Genomic DNA, 16,309 nt, shown 5'->3' with positions numbered 1-16,309 from the left:
GCCGCCGGTCCTGGCCCCGGCCGGCCGGCCGCACCGCCAGCCCAGGAGGCGCGGGAGGAGCGGCCCGGCGCCGCCCCCGGCCGCAAGGGCAAGCGTCTGGTCCAGATCCAGGCCGACGGCGGCGACCAGCGGGCCAAGAAGGGGGCTTTGGGCCGCCGGCTGTCCGGGGAGGATGTGGGGCTGGACGAGGTGGTGGAGATCGCCGGCCATTTCCCGGTGGCCGGCCTGAAGATGCGGCGCCAGCGCCGGATGACGGCTGGCGGCAAGAAGAAGAAGGCCCAGCTGCCGGCGGCGGAGATCGCCCCGCCCAAGGCCATCAAGCGCCGGATCAAGGTTCCGGAGACCATCTCGGTGGGCGATCTGGCCCGCCGTATGGGTATCAAGGCCAGCGAGCTCATCGCCAAGCTCCTGGAGATGGGGGTGTTCGCCACGGTCAACCAGGCCCTGGATGTGGACACCGCCACCATCGTGGCCGCCGATTTCGGCTATGAGGTGGAGAAGGGCTATTTCGAGGAGGAGACGGTTCTGGGGCCCGAGGCCGAGGAGGGCGGGGGCGAAGTGCTGCCCCGGCCGCCGGTGGTGACGGTGATGGGCCATGTCGACCACGGCAAGACCTCGATCCTGGACGCCATCCGCAAGACCGACGTCGCGGCCGGCGAGGCTGGCGGCATCACCCAGCACATCGGCGCCCATTATGTGCGCTCATCCGCCGGTGATGTGGTCTTCCTGGACACCCCGGGCCACGCCGCCTTCACCGCCATGCGCGCCCGAGGCGCTCAGGTCACCGACGTGGTGGTCCTGGTGGTGGCGGCGGATGACGGGGTGATGGACCAGACCCGGGAGGCCATCAACCATGCCCAGGCGGCCAAGGTGCCCATCGTGGTCGCGGTCAACAAGATCGACAAGCCCAACGCCGATCCCATGCGGGTGAAAAGGGAGCTGTCCGACCTTGGGCTCATGCCCGAGGAATGGGGTGGCAGCGCCATCTACTGCGAGTGCTCGGCCAAGAAGAACGTCGGCATCAACGAGCTGGTGGAGAACATCCTCTTGCAGGCCGAGGTCCTGGACCTGAAGGCCGATCCCACCCGGCGGGCCCGGGGCCACGTCCTGGAGGCCAAGCTGGACAAGGGCCGGGGGGCGGTCGCCACCGTGCTTGTCCAGCAGGGCACCTTGAGGCCGGGGGACGCTTTTGTCTGCGGCACGGTCTTCGGCAAGGTCCGGTCGCTGTTCAGCGACAAGGGTGAGGCCCTGGCCGAGGCTGGCCCCAGCATGCCGGTGGAGGTGCAGGGCTTTTCCGGCGTCGCCCAGGCCGGCGACGAGTTCATTGTCCTGGCCGACGAGAAGACCGCCAAGCAGGTGGGCCTGCACCGCCAGATGAAGGCCCGGGAGACGGAGCTGGCCGCCACCAACAAGATCTCCCTGGATAAGCTCTTCGAGCGGATGAGCCAGGGGGAGGTGAAAGAGCTTCTGGTTATCCTGCGGGCCGACGTCCAGGGCACCCTGGAGGCCTTCGGCGAGGCGATTCAGAAGCTGTCCACCGATGCCATCAAGGTGCGGGTCCTGCACGGCGGCACGGGTGCCATCACCGACACCGACATCATGCTGGCTTCCGCCTCCAATGCGGTCATCATCGGCTTCAACGTTCGGCCCTCCAGCAAGGTCATGGAGCTGGCCCAGCGGGAAAGTGTCGACATCCGCTTCTACGACGTCATCTACCACGCCATCGAGGATATCAGGAAGGCCATGGTGGGCATGCTGGAGCCCACCTACGTCGAGAAGGTGGTGGGCGGTGCCGAGGTCCGGCAGACCTTCAACGTCCCCAAGGTGGGCACCATCGCCGGCTGCTACGTCACCAGCGGCAAGGTGGAGCGCAGCAACCGGGTGCGCCTGGTCCGGGATGGGGTGGTGGTCTACACCGGCCGCCTGGCCTCCCTGAAGCGCTTCAAGGACGATGTCCGGGAGGTTGCCACCGGCTACGAGTGCGGCGTCCACCTGGAGAGCTACAACGACATCAAGGTCGGGGATGTCCTGGAGCTCTTCGTCCTCGACGAAGTGGCGGCCCAGCTGTAGGACGGCATCATGGCCCCCAAGGTGCAGCGCCAGAGCGCCTGGTTCGGGGCGCGGCCGGCCACCGGCCGGCGGGCCGAGCGGGTGGCGGAGCGGATCATGGCGGTCCTGTCCGAAGCCCTGCTCCGGCGGGTCAATGACCCCCGCCTGGAAGGCCTGACCATCACCGGCGTTCAGGTCACCGGCGACCTCAGAAGGGCCAAGGTCTTCTACAGCTGTCTGGCCGGGCCGGAGGGGCTGCCCAAGGTGGCAGCCGGTTTGGCCTCGGCGGCGCGGTTTCTGCGAGCGCAGGTGGCGGGCGATCTCAACCTGCGCTACGCGCCGGAGCTGGATTTCCGGCCGGACGACACCGCCTTCCGGGCCCAGGCCCTGGAGCGCTTGATGGAGGAGCTGGCGGCCGATGACGAGCCCGATACCCCCCGCGATCCTTGACACCCTCCGCCGTGCTGACCGCGTGCTTCTGGCCTGCCACGTCAACCCGGACGGTGACGCCCTGGGCTCTCTTCTGGCCCTGCGCCGGGCCCTGAGCGATCTGGGCAAGACGGTGGTCTCCTACGTGGAGGGGCCGGTGCCGCAGCACTACGGCTTTCTGCCCGGGATCGGGGAGGTGGCCACCGAGCTGCCGGCCCTGGACGGCTTTTCGGCCGCCATGGCCCTGGATTGCGGGGATGAGCTTCGCCTGGGCCGCCAGCACCAGACGCTTCTGACGGTGCACCCCTTTCTGGTGGTGGACCACCATCTGGAGCACCGGTCGTTCGGGGATTTCTCCTGGGTGGACGCCAGCCGCTCCTCCACCGGCGAGATGATCTACGAGCTGATCCTGGCCCTGGGGGCGCCGCTGGCCAAGGAGAGCGCCTTCTGTCTCTATGCGGCCATCGCCTCGGATACCGGCTCCTTCCGCTACCCGTCCACCACAGCCCAGGCCTTCCGGATCGCCCAGGATCTGATGTTGGCCGGGGTAGAGCCGGCGGTGGTGTCGGGCGAGCTGTTCGACAACTACACCGTGAGCCGCCTCAAGCTGCTGCAGCTGGTGCTGGCCACCCTGGAGCTGGCGGCGGACCAGCGGATCGCGATCATTGAGGCCACCCCGGAGATGTTCGCCGCCACCGGCACCACGCCAGCGGACACCGAGCATTTCATCAGCTTTCCCCGCGCCCTGGCCTCGGTACAGGTGGCGGTCTTCATCCGCCAGAGCGAGGAAGGGGTGGTGTCGGTGAGCTTGCGCTCCAAGGGCGAGCTGGATGTGGCCCGCGTGGCAGCGGGCCTGGGCGGTGGCGGCCATCGCAACGCGGCCGGCGTCCGCATCCGCAACCAGACCCTGGCCCAGGTGCGCAGGACCCTGGTGGCCCAGCTCACCGAGCTGGTGGCCCGATGAGCTGTCCGGCGCCCCTGCCTGCGGCCGAAACGGCCTGCCGGGGGATCGTGCTGGTGGACAAGCCGGTGGGGCCCAGCTCCTTCCGGATGGTGCAGCTGGTCCGGCGGGCCTTGGGTGTGCGCAAGGTGGGCCATGCCGGCACCCTGGACCCCTTCGCTTCCGGCCTGCTGGTGGTCGCGGTGGGGCGGGAAGCCACCCGGCTGATGCCCCGGCTGATGGCAGGCGACAAGGAGTACCTGGCCCGGGTGCGCCTGGGGCAGGAGACTGACACCGGCGACCACACCGGTCGGGTGCTGGCCGAGCTGCCGGTGCCGGTTCTGGAGCGGCCGGCGGTCATGGCGATATTGGCCGGCTTTCTTGGCCCCGGCCTCCAGGAGCCGCCGAGCTTTTCGGCCCTCAAGCACCAGGGCCGGCCGCTGTATGCCTATGCCCGCCAGGGGCAGACCGTGCCCAAGGAGCCCCGGCCGGTGGTCATCCATGAGCTGGAGCTTGTGGCCATGGCGGATGTTGAGCTGGAGCTTTCGGTCCGCTGCAGCAAGGGCACCTACATTCGGACCCTGGCCCGGGACCTGGGCCGGGCCCTGGGCTGCGGCGGCCACCTGACCGCCCTCCGCCGGCTGGCCAGCGGCCCGTTTCGGGTGGCGGCGGCGGTGGACGGCCGGGCGCTCATGGCCCCGGAGGCGCCGGCGGTGCTGCGGGTGTCCTGCCTGCCCATCGAGCAGGTGCTGCAGAGGCTGGACGAAGATGCATAACGACGGGCCCACCGTCAAGACGGCCCCGCCGGCTCGGGCTGCCCGGTGCTGGGGGGTATCCGATGGGCGCATCGCCCATCCGTTTTCAGCGAGAAAGGAGGTAGACCGTGGCACTGCAGACTGAACAGAAGACCGACATCATCACCAGGTTCCGGACCCACGACAAGGACACCGGCTCGCCGGAGGTGCAGATCGCTCTCCTCAGTGAGCGCATCAACTATCTGACCGAGCATTTCAAGGTGCACGCCAAGGATCACAACTCCCGGCGTGGCCTGCTGAAGCTGGTCGGCCAGCGCCGCCGGCTCCTCAACTACCTGAAGAGCACCGACATCGATCGCTACCGGGAGATCATCGCCCGCCTGGGTATCCGCAAGTAGCGGGAAGGAGTTGTCATGTACAAGCGAGTGGAGGCCACCATCGGTGGCCGCCAGTACGTCGTCGAAACCGGCAAGCTGGCCCGGCAGGCCAATGGCGCGGTGGTGGTCACCTACGGCGAGACCGTGGTGCTGGTGTCGGCGGTGGCTGCGACCGAGCCCCGGGAGAGCGTCGACTTTCTCCCCTTGACCGTGGAGTATCAGGAGCGCCTCTACGCAGTGGGCCGCATCCCGGGCAGCTTCTTCCGCCGGGAGATCGGCCGGCCTTCCGAGAAGGAGACCCTGTCCGCCCGCCAGATCGACCGGCCCTTGCGGCCCCTCTTTCCCGCCGGCTGGACCACCGAGACCCAGGTGATCGCCACGGTCCTGTCCGCCGACCAGCAGAACGATCCGGACACCCTGGCGGTGACCGGCGCCTCGGCAGCCCTCACCGTCTCCGACATCCATTTCGCCGGGCCGGTGGCCGCGGTGCGGGTCGGCTACATCGCCGGCGAGTACGTGGTGAACCCCACCCAGTCGGAGCTGCAGGCCTCCAGCCTCAACCTGGTGGTCGCCGGCTCCCGGGAGGCGGTGGTCATGGTGGAGGGCGGTGCCGGCAGCGTGCCGGAGGAGGTGGTCCAGGAGGCGATCTTCTTCGCCCACCGGGAGATGCAGCCGCTCATTGCCATCCAGGAGGAGCTGCGGGCCGCGGTGGGCCGGCCGAAGCGTCCCTTCAGCCCCCCGGCGGTGGACGCGGCGCTGGTGGAGCGGGTGCAGGCCATGGCCCGGGAGGAGCTGGCCCAGGCCTTGACCACGCCCGAGAAGATGCAGCGCTACGCCCGGATCCACGAGCTCAAGGCCCGGATCATCCGGGAGCTGGGCGAGGAGGCAGCCGGCCGGGAGGGTCAGGTGAAGGCCGCGGTGCAGGACCTGCAAAAGAGGCTCATGCGGGAGCGGATCTTCGGCCAGCGCACCCGCATCGATGGCCGGCGCTTCGACGAGGTGCGGCCAATCAGCTGCGAGGTGGGGGTCCTGCCCCGCACCCACGGCTCGGCCCTCTTCACCCGGGGCGAGACCCAGACCATCGTCACCACCACCCTGGGCTCCTCCGAGGACGAGCAGAAGATCGAGTCCCTCTACGGCGAGTCGGCCAAGCCCTTCATGCTGCACTACAACTTCCCGCCTTACTGCGTGGGGGAGGTGCGACCCCTGCGCGGTCCCAGCCGCCGGGATATCGGCCACGGCGCCCTGGCCGAGCGCAGCCTCCGGGCGGTGCTCCCCAAGGCCGACAGCTTCCCGTACACCATCCGGGTGGTGTCGGAGGTCCTGGAGTCCAACGGCTCCTCCTCCATGGCCACCGCCTGTGGCGGCAGCCTGGCCCTCATGGACGCCGGCGTGCCGGTCAAGGGGGCCGTGGCGGGCATCGCCATGGGACTGATCAAGGGTGACGACGAGATCGTCATCCTGTCCGACATCATCGGCGACGAGGATCACCTGGGGGATATGGACTTCAAGGTGGTGGGCACCGAGACCGGGATCACCGCCCTGCAGATGGATATCAAGATCACCGGCGTCACCGAAGCGATCATGACCGCCGCCTTTGCCCAGGCCCGGGCCGGCCGGCTGCACATCCTGGGCAAGATGGGCACCGCCATCGCCAGCCCCCGCCAGGAGCTGTCCATCTACGCCCCGAAGATCACCACCATGGAGATCAACCCGGACAAGATCCGCGACCTCATCGGCCCAGGGGGCAAGATGATCCGGGGCCTCACCGCCGAGTTCGGGGTCAAGATCGAGGTGGAGGATTCCGGTCAGGTGCGGATCTTCGCCCCCAACGGCGACCTTGCCGCCAAGGTGGTGGCCCGGGTGCGGGAGATCACCCAGGAGGTGGAGGTGGGCCGCATCTACCGGGGCATCGTCAAGAAGGTGGTGGAGTTCGGCGCCTTCGTGGAGGTGCTGCCGGGAACCGACGGCCTGGTGCACATCTCCCAGCTGGAGGACCGGCGGGTGCAAACCGTCTCCGAGGTCCTGAAGGAGGGGGACGAGGTGATGGTCAAGGTCCTGGAGGTGGACCGCCAGGGCAAGATCCGCCTCAGCCGCAAGGCGGCCATGGCGGAGCTCAAGGCCGGCCAGGCGGGCTGAGCACCATCTTTGGCCCGGCATGGACACCAGGACCGTTCTCGGCAACGGGGTGCGCATCGTCTCCGAGCGGCTGGCGCACAGCCACTCGGCGGCGGTGGGCCTGTGGGTGGACGTCGGCTCCCGGGATGAGCACGACCTCAACAACGGCTGTGCCCATTTCGTGGAGCACATGCTGTTCAAAGGCACCCGACGCCGCAGCGCCGCCCAGATCGCCACCGAGCTGGACAACCTGGGTGGGGTCTCCGACGCCTTCACCACCCGGGAGAACACCTGCTTCTACGCCAAGGTCCTGGACACCCACCTGGAGCGTCTCCTGGACCTGCTCCTGGACATGTTCGGCCACTCCCTGTTCACCCCCGAGGAGGTGGAGCGGGAGCGGCAGGTGGTCCTCCAGGAGATCGCCCTGGTGGAGGACACCCCGGACGACTCCATCCACGATCTGTTCAACGCCCGCTTCTTCCCCCACCACCCCCTGGGCAACCCGGTGCTGGGCTCCCGGGAGGTGGTGGCCAGCCTGGACGCCAAGAAGGTCCTGGACTATGTGGCCCGCTCGTACACCCCGGAGCGGATCCTGGTGACCGCGGTGGGCAACATCGACCACCAGGAGCTGGTGGAGCGGGTTGCCCCGGAGCTGGGCGCCCTGCCTGCCCGGCCGCAGCCCTGGCGCCGCCAGCCGCCAGGGCCTGCCCTCCCCAGCCGCACCGTCTATGACAAGGATCTGGAGCAGGCCCACATCGTCCTCGGCACCCAGGGCCGGGCGGTGACCTCCGAGGACCGCTACCGCCTGCTGCTTCTCAATGTCCTGCTGGGCGGCAACATGAGCTCCCGGCTCTTCCAGGAGATCCGGGAGCGGCAGGGCCTGGCGTACGCCGTCTACTCCTTTCTATCGTCGTATCAGGATGCAGGCTGCCTGGGGATCTACCTGGGGGTGGAGCCGGCGGCCGCCAACCGGGCCCTGGCCCTGGTGCGCCAGGAGTGCCGGCGTCTGGTGGACCAGGCGGCAAGCCTTCTGGAGCTGGGCAACGCCAAGGAGTTCAGCAAAGGCAACCTGTTCCTGTCGGCGGACAGCGTCGAGTCCCGGATGCTGCGCCTGGCCCAGAACGAGCTGTACTTCGGCCGCCAGGTGACCCTGGAGGAGGTGGCGGCAGGCATCGACGCGGTGCGGCCCGAGGAGGTCCGCGACCTCGCCGCCGAGCTTATGGACTGGCCGGCCATGACCACGGTGGTGCTGGGGCCTTTGGCGGAAGCGGACCTGGACTGGGGGGAGGAGGGCTTGTGACCGTGCCGGTGGAGGTGGGCTTCTCCTGGCTGGCGCCGGCGGCCGTCGCCGATCTGACCCTGCCGGCCTACCAGTCCGAGCTGGCCTCGGGCATGGATGTCCGGGCAGCGGTCACGGAGCCGCTGACCCTGGCGCCCGGCGCCATCGCCCTGGTGCCCACCGGCTTTCGGGTCGCCATCCCCGCCGGCTACGAGCTGCAGGTGCGGCCCCGGAGCGGTCTTGCCATCCGGCACGGCATCACCGTCGTCAACGCGCCGGGCACCATCGACGCCGACTACCGGGGCGAGGTGAAGATCGGCCTCGTCAACCTGGGGCCGGCTGCCTTCACCATCCAGCGGGGGGATCGGGTGGCGCAGCTGGTGCTCTGCCCAGTGGCCCGGGCGGGCTGGCGGGTGGCAACGGAGCTGGCGGCCACCGCCCGGGGGGCCGGCGGCTTCGGCCACACCGGCCTGTCTGACTAGGCGCATGCGCTTTTGTGTCCTGGGCAGCGGCAGCAAGGGCAACGCCACCTTTGTCGAGGCCGGCGGCATTCGCCTGCTCATCGATGCCGGTCTGTCCGGGGCCGAGATCCGGCGCCGTCTGGCCGAGCGGGGCATCGACATCGAAAGCCTTTCCGCCATCCTTCTCTCCCACGAGCACATCGACCATTGCCGCAGCGTCGCCCTCCTGGCCCGCCGCCACCGGCTGGCGGTCCACGGCACCGCCGCCACGCTGGCGGCCGCCGCCGAGCGGCTGCAGGGGCTTTCCGGCTGCCAGGAGCTGGTCCCGGGTTGTGCCCTGTCGGTGGGCTCCCTCACCATCCTGCCCTTTGCCGTCTGCCACGATGCGGCTGACCCGGTGGGCTTTGTTCTGGAGGAGAGAGGAGCGCGCCTGGGCGTCTGCACCGATTCCGGCACCGTGACCCGTCTCATGCGCCACCGCCTGGCCGGCTGCCATGGCCTGGTCCTGGAGAGCAACCACGAGCCGGAGCTCCTGCGCACTGGTCCCTATCCGCCCCGACTCAAGCAGCGGGTGGCCGGCCAGGAAGGCCATCTGTCCAACCAGGAGGCCGCGGGGCTCCTGGCCGACCTCCTCCACGACCGCCTCTCCCATGTGGTTCTGGCCCATCTGAGCGAGATCAACAACCGGCCCGACCATGCCCTGGCGGCAGCCGAGCAGAGCCTGGCGGCCGCGCCATGGCGGCCGCGGCTGGCCGTAGCCAGCCAGGAGACGGCGGGCGAGCTGGTGGAGCTTCAGCCATGACCCGGTCTTCTGCCCAGCCGCCGACCCTTCTGCAGTCGATTCCCAAGGTGGACGAGGTCCTGGTCTGGGCCGCGGAGCTGGCGCCGGCGGTGCCGCTTGCCGTGCGCAAGATGGCGGTGCGGGCGCTTCTGGCCGAGCGGCGGCACCAGATCCTGGACGGCCGGCTCACCGACCCGGCGGCCCTGGGGCGTCCGGCCCTGACCGCCGACCTGGCCGCGGCCATCGCCCAGCGGCGCCAGCCCCGCCTGCGGCGGCTCATCAACGCCACCGGCGTGGTGGTGCACACCAACCTCGGCCGCTCGCCCTTGCCGCAGGCGGCCGCTGCCCGGCTGGCCGAGATCGGCTGCAGCTACAGCAACCTGGAATACGATCTGGCCACCGGCAAGAGGGGAAGCCGCTACTCCCTGGTGGAGGAACTGGTCTGCGAGCTCACCGGCGCCGAGGCCGCCCTGGTGGTCAACAACAACGCCGCGGCGGTGCTCCTGGTCCTCGACACCCTGGCCCGGGGCCGGGAGGTGGTGGTCTCCCGGGGCGAGCTGGTGGAGATCGGCGGCTCGTTCCGGATTCCGGACGTCATGGCCCGCACCGGGGCGCGGCTGGTGGAGGTGGGCGCCACCAACCGCACCCATCTGCGGGACTATGCCGGGGCCATCGGCCCGGAGACCGCCCTCCTGCTCAAGGTCCATACCAGCAACTACCGGATCATCGGCTTCACCAAAAGCGTGCCCACCGGCGAGCTGGCCGAGCTGGGCCGCCAGCACGGGGTGCCGGTGATGGAGGATCTGGGCTCCGGCTGCCTTGTCGACCTCGCCCCGTATGGCCTGGCCGGCGAGCCGACGGTGCCGGCGGTGCTGGAAAGCGGGGTGGATGTGGTCACCTTCAGCGGCGACAAGCTCCTGGGCGGGCCCCAGGCGGGCCTGATCGTCGGCCGCCGCCCGATCATCGAGGCAGTGAAGAGGAACCCCTTGAACCGGGCCCTGCGCATCGACAAATTCACCCTGGCGGCCCTGGAGGTGGTGCTCCGGCTCTACCAGGAAGGGGAGGGGGCCCGGCAGGCCATCCCCACCCTGGCGATGCTCACCGCCCCGGCGCCCGTGCTCAGGACCAGGGCCCTGCGTCTGGCCCGCCTGCTGGCCCGGCCGCCGCTGGCGGACTGCGCGGTCGAGGTGCTGCCCCTGGAGTCCCGGGTGGGCGGCGGCGCCCTGCCGGAGGCGCCCCTGGCCAGCTGGGGCGTGGCCCTCAGCCCCCGCGGCCAGTCGGTGAACGGTCTGGAGCGGGCCCTGCGGCAGGGGGCGACGCCGGTCATCGGCTACATCGCCGCGGAGCGGCTGCTCCTTGATCTGCGCACCGTGGCGGACCACGAGCTGGCCGCGCTGGCGGCCGCGGTCCGGTCGGCCTGCGAGGTGCCGGCGTGAGCCGCGGTCCCTGGATCGCCGAACCGGCGAGCCCCGCCGCCCTGCTAGCCGGCCCCACGGCCGGGGTGGCCGGCCACCGGCTGGCTGAGCTTCTGCCCTGCCAGGGGGTGCGCTTCCTGCCGGCCGCCCCGGTGGCGCCTGCCACCGGGCTGGCAGCGGCCTGGGCCGAGGGGATCGCTATGGCCCTGGCGCGCCAGGAGCCGGTCATCACCGGCGACGGCACCGATCTGGTGCTGCCGGTCGGACAGGGGGGGGCGACCGTCGCCCTGGCCCTGGTCGAGGGGCTGGCGCCGGAAACCCTTCGCCGCGCCTCGGTGCCCTGGCTCCTGGAGCGGGCGGAGCTTTTCGTCCAGGAGCTGCATCTCTTGGCCGACCTCTGCCAGGATGCCGCCACGGGCTTGCCCAGCGCTTGGCATCTGGCCAGGGCTCTGGAGGACCAGCTGGCCCAGGCGGCCAGCCCCGGCGGCCAGGGCTTTGCCCTGGCCCTGCTGGAGACCTTTCCCCGGGCCCGGGATGCCGGGCAGGCCTGGCGCCAGATCGGTCGCCTGGCCGACCGGCTGGCCGGGCTCTTCCGGCTGGAGGCCGGGACGCACCATCTGGGCTGCGGGGTCTTTGCCATCCTCTGGCCGGCCACGACCGGCGAGGAGGCCCGCCGGGCCGCCGCGGCCATCCTGCGCAGCCTGCGGCGGGACGAGCTGACCCGCGTCCACATCGGCCTGCGGGCCGTGACCCCAGCCGAGGCGCCAGCGCTGGCCGCGGTCCAGGTCCAGAACGAGGCCTGGGCGGCCCTGGCCCTGGCCCGCCGCCGGGCGCCCTTCGCCTTTGCCGAGCATGCCGACGATCGGATCGACCCGCTGCCGCCGCCGCCCGCGGCGGTGCGCCGGCAGCTGGCCCGGGCCTGGCGGGGGCTGGACCGCTTCGCCCTCCTGCTCCTCTCCGGCTCGCTGCCGGTACCGGCGGACCTGGCCAGCCGTCTGGCCGGGCTGGTGCCCGCTGGCACGCCGGTCTTGCCCGCCGGGGCCGGGGAGGCCTATCTGCTGCTCGCCGCGGCCGGCCGGCCGGCAGCCGAGGCCCTGGGCACAGCGCTCCGGGATGCGCTCGCGGCCAGCGGCTGGCCGGTGGCGGTGGGCATCGCGGTCTTCCCGTTCCTGGATCTGTCCGCCGGAACGGCGCCGCTTTTGGCCCGTCGCGCCCTCTTGCACGGGGCCTTTCTCGGGCCCGGGTCGGTGGTGGCCTGCGACGCCGTCAGCCTCAACATCGGCGGCGATGCCTTCTACAACCGGGGGGAGCTGGTGCGGGCGGCCCGGGACTACCGGCTGGGCCTGCGCCTGGATGCGGCCAATGTCAACCTCCACAACAGCCTTGGGGTCACCCTGGCGGAGCTGGGCCGACACCAGGCTGCCTGCGCCTGTTTCGAGCAGGCCCTGGCGCTGGCGCCCGGTGATCGGATGGCAGCCTGCAACCTGGGCTTTGGCCTTTTGGCACAGGGCCGGCGGCCCGAGGCGATCCGGGCCTTCGAGGGCGCCCTGGCCGGCGACCGGCGGCAGCCGGACATCCTGGTCCAGTTGGCCCGGCTGCTGCTGCAGGAGGACCGGCCCCAGGAGGCGGCAGCGATCCTGGTCGAGGCGGAGGCCTTGGACCCGGACAAGGCGGTCCTGCACCGTACCCTGGGCGAGGCCCTGTGGGCAGCGGGCGAGGCGGATAAGGCCCGGCCGCGCCTGGAGCGCGCCCTGCGCCTGGATCCCCATGATCCCTGGGCCATGAGCCTCTTGGGCCTGGTTTACGCGGAGACCGGCCAGGGCCTGGATCTCGCCCGCAGCCTCTGCCAGCAGGCCCTGGAGCGGGACGACCGGCCCTGGGAGCTGTGGCTCCGCCTGGCCCGGGTGGAGGAGCTGGCAGGGACGCCGGCCGCGGCTCTGGCCAGCCTGCGGGCCATGGGCCGGCAGCTCGGCCGGCAGCCGGCCGCCCTGGTCCTGGCCGGCCGGCTGTACGAAGCCCTGGGCCAGCGGCGGCAGGCCCGCCGCTGCCGGGAGAAGGCCCACAGGCTGGGCGCCCGCCAAGTCGGCCCCGCCCTGGTCACGGAGACCTCGTCATGAAGAAGCCCCTGCCCGCCAATCTGGAGAAGCAGCAGTACAGCCTCGATACCTTCACAGCAGGGGACTCCTGGCGTCTGTTCCGGATCATGGCCGAGTTCGTGGATGGCTTCGACACCCTGTCCGATATCGGGCCGGCGGTCTCCATCTTCGGCTCGGCCCGCACCGCCCCCGACCATCCCAGCTACCAGCACACCCGGATCATCGCCGCCAAGCTGGCCGAGCACGGCTACGGGGTCATCACCGGCGGCGGTCCGGGCATCATGGAGGCCGCCAACCGGGGGGCGGCCGAGGCCGGCGGCTCCTCGGTTGGCCTCAACATCAACCTGCCCTACGAGCAGCAGTCCAACCCCTTTGCCACCATCCCTTTGGATTTCAAATACTTTTTTGTCCGGAAGGTGATGTTCATCAAGTACGCCATGGCCTTCATCTGCATGCCGGGCGGTTTCGGCACCCTGGACGAACTGTTCGAGGCCCTCACCCTCATCCAGACCCAGCGCATCAAGCCCTTCCCCATCATCCTGGTGGGCAAGGAGTTCTGGGGCGGGCTCCTGGCCTGGATCGAGAAGACGGTGCTGGCGGCAGGCAACATCGACCGCTCCGACCTCTTTATCTTCACCGTGATGGACGATCCGGACGAGATCGTCAGCTACATCCGCCGCACGGTCATCCTCTAGTCAGGGCGTAACAGTCTCAATCTTTTCTGCCGCCAGGGGTTGCCCTGCCGGCTTCGTCTTGTTACCCTGGGGACACAATCAGGACGTCCGGCTGTCCGCCGTATCCACCACGCTCGCCCTCTCTCCGGGTCTTTCGGGTTTCCCCTGCACCTGTTGGCGCCTGCCGGCAGGTCACGCCCGTTGTCGTCTGCCGGCCCCCCCCAGGGTGCGGCGGCCTTCTCCGCTGGACAAGAACGGTTCCAGAAAGGAGGTGCGCCCATGACACGGATCGTTGCTGCCATTCTCTTCATCCTGCTGACCGCCGCCTCTGCTCAGGCCGAAATGGTGAGCATTGCCGGCGGGAAGGTGAACATGCGCTCCGGGCCGGGCACCAGTCACCAGGTGCTCTGGGAGCTGGGGCTGGGCTATCCGCTCAAGGTCATCGGTCGGAAGGGCGGCTGGCTCCAGGTGCGGGATTTCGAGGCCGACGAGGGCTGGGTGCTGGGGAAGCTCACCAGTCGGAGGCCGTTCATGGTGGTGCAAAGGCCCCGGGTGAACGTCCGCCAGGGGCCCGGCACCGGACACCGGCTCCTCGGTCAGGCCGAGTACGGGATGATCTTTCCCACCCTGGCCCGGCAGGGCCGCTGGGTGAAGGTGCGCTATGACCACCGCACCGAGGGCTGGATCCGGCGAGACCTCCTCTGGGGCTGGTAGGCGGCAGGCTTGGCCAACTTCAGGACAGGAGCAGGTAGTCGGCGTCGGTGGGGGAGAGGGCCGGGCCGCCCGCTGGCGGCTCGGGCAGGATCACCCGCAGCTCGGCGTTGAAGAAGCGGTTGAGCTGGCGGGGGATGCCCAGGCGCCAGGCGTGGATGGCCCCGGCCAGCACCACCATGGTCCGCTGCGGGTGGGCCTCCAGATGGCGGCTGATGTGCCAGGCCATGGCCTGGTCCCACAGCACCTGCGCCTCGCAGAAATGGACGAAGGTCTGGCTGTGGCCCCCCTGGGTCCGGAACACCCGTTGCAGATGCTCCCCGTAGCGGGGATCCACGTCGCAGCTGACGGCGGGCGGCAAGCTGGCCCGCTCCTGGGCGGAGAGGGAAGCAAAGCCGGCCCGTCCCACCTGGCGGGTGATCGCCGGGGGCACGTTCAGCCCGACCATGGGGATGCCATGCTCCCGGGCGTAGCGGAAGAGAGCCCGGTACAGGTGCCAGCCGAAGCCCCAGCTGGCCTGGAAGCTGGCGGCCAACTCCTCCTCGGGCAGTTGGCCGGCGATCCACCGGTCCAGGGGGGCCTGCCGGTCGGCCTGCACCATCTCCAGGCCGATGGCCAGGTCGCGGTCCTGTTCATGCAGAGCCTGGATGATGGCCAGCTGGGCCCGGTGGTCCGCCGGCTCGTTGTGGCGCTCCCCCACCAGCACCAGGCGGGCCTGGCCGAGATCCTCGATCATCGCCGCAAAGCTGGCCTCGCCCAGGACCACCGCCGGGATGCGGCTGCCCGCCTGGCTGCGGCAGGCGGGGAGAAAGGCCAGCAGCACCAGCCCCAGAGCCCAACAGGTGCATCCGTCGGTTTTTGGCGCGCTCATGTCGGCACTCCTGGCCAGGGGCACCGGCACGGGTCGGCCGGCCCCCTTCCCCTTATCACGGAAGGGGTGGCCGGGGACAGCCCCTTTCCACCAGGAGCCGGCGGGCGATGACGCTGCGCGTGCAGTCGGTGGGTAGCATCACGGCAGGGCCGGCGCTCATTGCTGGCAGTGCCGCGTGCGCCAATGGCGACCTGCTTGTCGCCTGCAACACCGGTGGCGACGTCAGCCCCGGCCAGGAGGTCCATCTCGTCCGCTCCCGGGACGGCGGCCGGACCTGGCAGCGGGAGCCGGTGGCCTTTGCCAGCCGGTTTGTCGGCGGCGGGGTGGAATCCGGCTGCACCCTGACCCGGCTGGCCGCCGGCCGGCTCCTCCTGCCATACGCCGACGGCTACTACCTCTCCCCGGGCCAGGGCTGGGACCGCCGGGCCGTCTTCTCCTGCCCGTTCTCCGACGACCACGGCCACACCTGGCAGCACGGCGGCATCCAGCCCTTTGCCGGCCTGGAGGCCTTTGTCTACGGCCGGGTGGTGGAGCTGGCCGGCGGCGATCTCCTGCTGCCGCTCTGGGGCTCCTTCCAGCGCCAGGGGCGCTGGAAGTCCGGGGTGCTCCGCTCCCGGGATCGGGGCCTGACCTGGGGGGAGCATCGCTTCATCGTCGAGAGCGGGGTGTGCGACGAGACGCCCATCATCCGGCTGCCCTCCGGCCGCCTGCTGGCCCTGATCCGCGGCCTGCGCGCCCGGCCGGCGAGCCTGGCGGATACCGTGGCCGGCCGCCGCCGGCGCCAGGCCTTCCACGTGGCTCTGTCCGAGGATGGCCGGATCTGGTCCCGGCCGGAACGGACCAATCTGGCCGGCACCGCGCCCTCCCTGCACCTCTCCCCAACCGGCCAGCTGCTAGCCGGCTTCCGCTCCACCGACCCCTCCGGCGCCTGCCGGATCGCCATGAGCCCGGACGAAGGCCGCAGCTGGCAGACCGTTCTGGAGCTGGTGCCACCGGAAGGCCGCTGGCGCCACGGCGGCTACCCGGTGCTTCTCAATCTGCCGGACGGCACCATGCTCGCCACCTTCCACAACAACGTCGATGGCTGGCGGGTCGGCTGCAACCGGCTCGTGAAACCAGGGTAGCCCGCATAGGCACCAGGCCCGACCTCACCTCGCCGGCAGCCGGGTGGCGGCTGGGGGTGGAGCGGAAGCTGGCCATCAGTGGGCCGAGCAGCCGCCGGCGTGAAATGGGGCAGCCAGACCTGGAGGCGCTCTCCGCAGTCAGGAACTGAAACGCCGGGGGGGGGGGGGGGGGGGGGGGGGGGGGGCGCCCCCCCGGGCCGGGCGGGGGGCGGGGGGGGGGGGGGGGTGT

At 70.7% G+C, this 16,309-nt stretch carries 15 protein-coding genes; 14 read left to right on the top strand and 1 reads right to left on the bottom strand.

The window, feature by feature from the left end; all coding sequences use genetic code 11:
- From infB to AB1634_06640, 13 genes are all read left to right on the top strand, one after another.
- On the top strand, window positions 1-2,070 hold a 2,070-nt coding region (gene infB / locus AB1634_06700; GenBank protein ID MEW6219213.1), incomplete at its 5' end, for a translation initiation factor IF-2.
- Between the two features lie 9 nt (window positions 2,071-2,079).
- Window positions 2,080-2,499 carry a 30S ribosome-binding factor RbfA gene (gene rbfA, locus AB1634_06695; GenBank protein ID MEW6219212.1) on the top strand — a complete coding sequence of 140 codons (420 nt, stop codon included), beginning with the start codon at window positions 2,080-2,082 and terminating at the stop codon, window positions 2,497-2,499.
- Window positions 2,468-3,442 (top strand): bifunctional oligoribonuclease/PAP phosphatase NrnA, encoded by a 975-nt coding sequence (locus AB1634_06690; protein MEW6219211.1) that lies wholly within the window; start codon window positions 2,468-2,470, stop codon window positions 3,440-3,442. The genes rbfA and AB1634_06690 overlap by 32 nt, the downstream gene beginning before the upstream one ends.
- Window positions 3,439-4,194, top strand: a complete 756-nt coding sequence (gene truB / locus AB1634_06685) for a tRNA pseudouridine(55) synthase TruB (GenBank protein ID MEW6219210.1) — start codon at window positions 3,439-3,441, stop codon at window positions 4,192-4,194. The genes AB1634_06690 and truB overlap by 4 nt, the downstream gene beginning before the upstream one ends.
- A 107-nt stretch (window positions 4,195-4,301) precedes the next feature.
- A complete protein-coding gene (gene rpsO, locus AB1634_06680) occupies window positions 4,302-4,571 on the top strand; it encodes a 30S ribosomal protein S15 (protein ID MEW6219209.1) in 270 nt (89 codons plus the stop codon).
- A gap of 15 nt (window positions 4,572-4,586) precedes the next feature.
- Entirely contained in the window at window positions 4,587-6,689 is a 2,103-nt protein-coding gene (gene pnp, locus AB1634_06675) for a polyribonucleotide nucleotidyltransferase (GenBank protein ID MEW6219208.1), read from the top strand.
- Between the two features lie 19 nt (window positions 6,690-6,708).
- Window positions 6,709-7,968 carry a pitrilysin family protein gene (locus tag AB1634_06670; GenBank protein ID MEW6219207.1) on the top strand — a complete coding sequence of 420 codons (1,260 nt, stop codon included), beginning with the start codon at window positions 6,709-6,711 and terminating at the stop codon, window positions 7,966-7,968.
- A 2-nt stretch (window positions 7,969-7,970) separates the two neighbouring features.
- The gene (gene dut / locus AB1634_06665; protein ID MEW6219206.1) at window positions 7,971-8,429 is read left to right on the top strand and encodes a dUTP diphosphatase; all 459 of its coding nucleotides are present in this window, start codon (window positions 7,971-7,973) and stop codon (window positions 8,427-8,429) included.
- Between the two features lie 4 nt (window positions 8,430-8,433).
- The gene (locus AB1634_06660; protein ID MEW6219205.1) at window positions 8,434-9,210 is read left to right on the top strand and encodes an MBL fold metallo-hydrolase; all 777 of its coding nucleotides are present in this window, start codon (window positions 8,434-8,436) and stop codon (window positions 9,208-9,210) included.
- Entirely contained in the window at window positions 9,207-10,625 is a 1,419-nt protein-coding gene (gene selA, locus AB1634_06655) for an L-seryl-tRNA(Sec) selenium transferase (protein ID MEW6219204.1), read from the top strand. Before AB1634_06660 ends, selA begins: the two co-directional genes overlap by 4 nt.
- Window positions 10,622-12,721 (top strand): tetratricopeptide repeat protein, encoded by a 2,100-nt coding sequence (locus tag AB1634_06650; protein MEW6219203.1) that lies wholly within the window; start codon window positions 10,622-10,624, stop codon window positions 12,719-12,721. The genes selA and AB1634_06650 overlap by 4 nt, the downstream gene beginning before the upstream one ends.
- Window positions 12,718-13,395, top strand: coding sequence for a TIGR00730 family Rossman fold protein (locus AB1634_06645; protein MEW6219202.1), 678 nt, complete (start codon window positions 12,718-12,720; stop codon window positions 13,393-13,395). The genes AB1634_06650 and AB1634_06645 overlap by 4 nt, the downstream gene beginning before the upstream one ends.
- Window positions 13,396-13,653: 258 nt before the next feature.
- Window positions 13,654-14,088: an SH3 domain-containing protein gene (locus AB1634_06640; protein MEW6219201.1), complete on the top strand. Its 435-nt coding sequence runs from the start codon at window positions 13,654-13,656 to the stop codon at window positions 14,086-14,088.
- Between the two features lie 19 nt (window positions 14,089-14,107).
- Here the strand turns inward: AB1634_06640 and AB1634_06635 are convergent, their stop codons facing one another.
- Entirely contained in the window at window positions 14,108-14,956 is an 849-nt protein-coding gene (locus AB1634_06635; protein MEW6219200.1) for a ChaN family lipoprotein, read from the bottom strand.
- A gap of 107 nt (window positions 14,957-15,063) precedes the next feature.
- Between AB1634_06635 and AB1634_06630 the strand changes: the two genes are divergently transcribed.
- Window positions 15,064-16,080 (top strand): sialidase family protein, encoded by a 1,017-nt coding sequence (locus AB1634_06630; GenBank protein MEW6219199.1) that lies wholly within the window; start codon window positions 15,064-15,066, stop codon window positions 16,078-16,080.
- The last annotated feature ends 229 nt before the right edge of the window (window positions 16,081-16,309 follow it).

This window comes from Thermodesulfobacteriota bacterium (assembly GCA_040755095.1).
Classification (GTDB): Bacteria; Desulfobacterota; Desulfobulbia; order Desulfobulbales; family JBFMBH01; genus JBFMBH01.
Note: the sequence above shows the minus strand (reverse complement) of the source record. Positions and strands in the feature narration are given on the sequence as shown.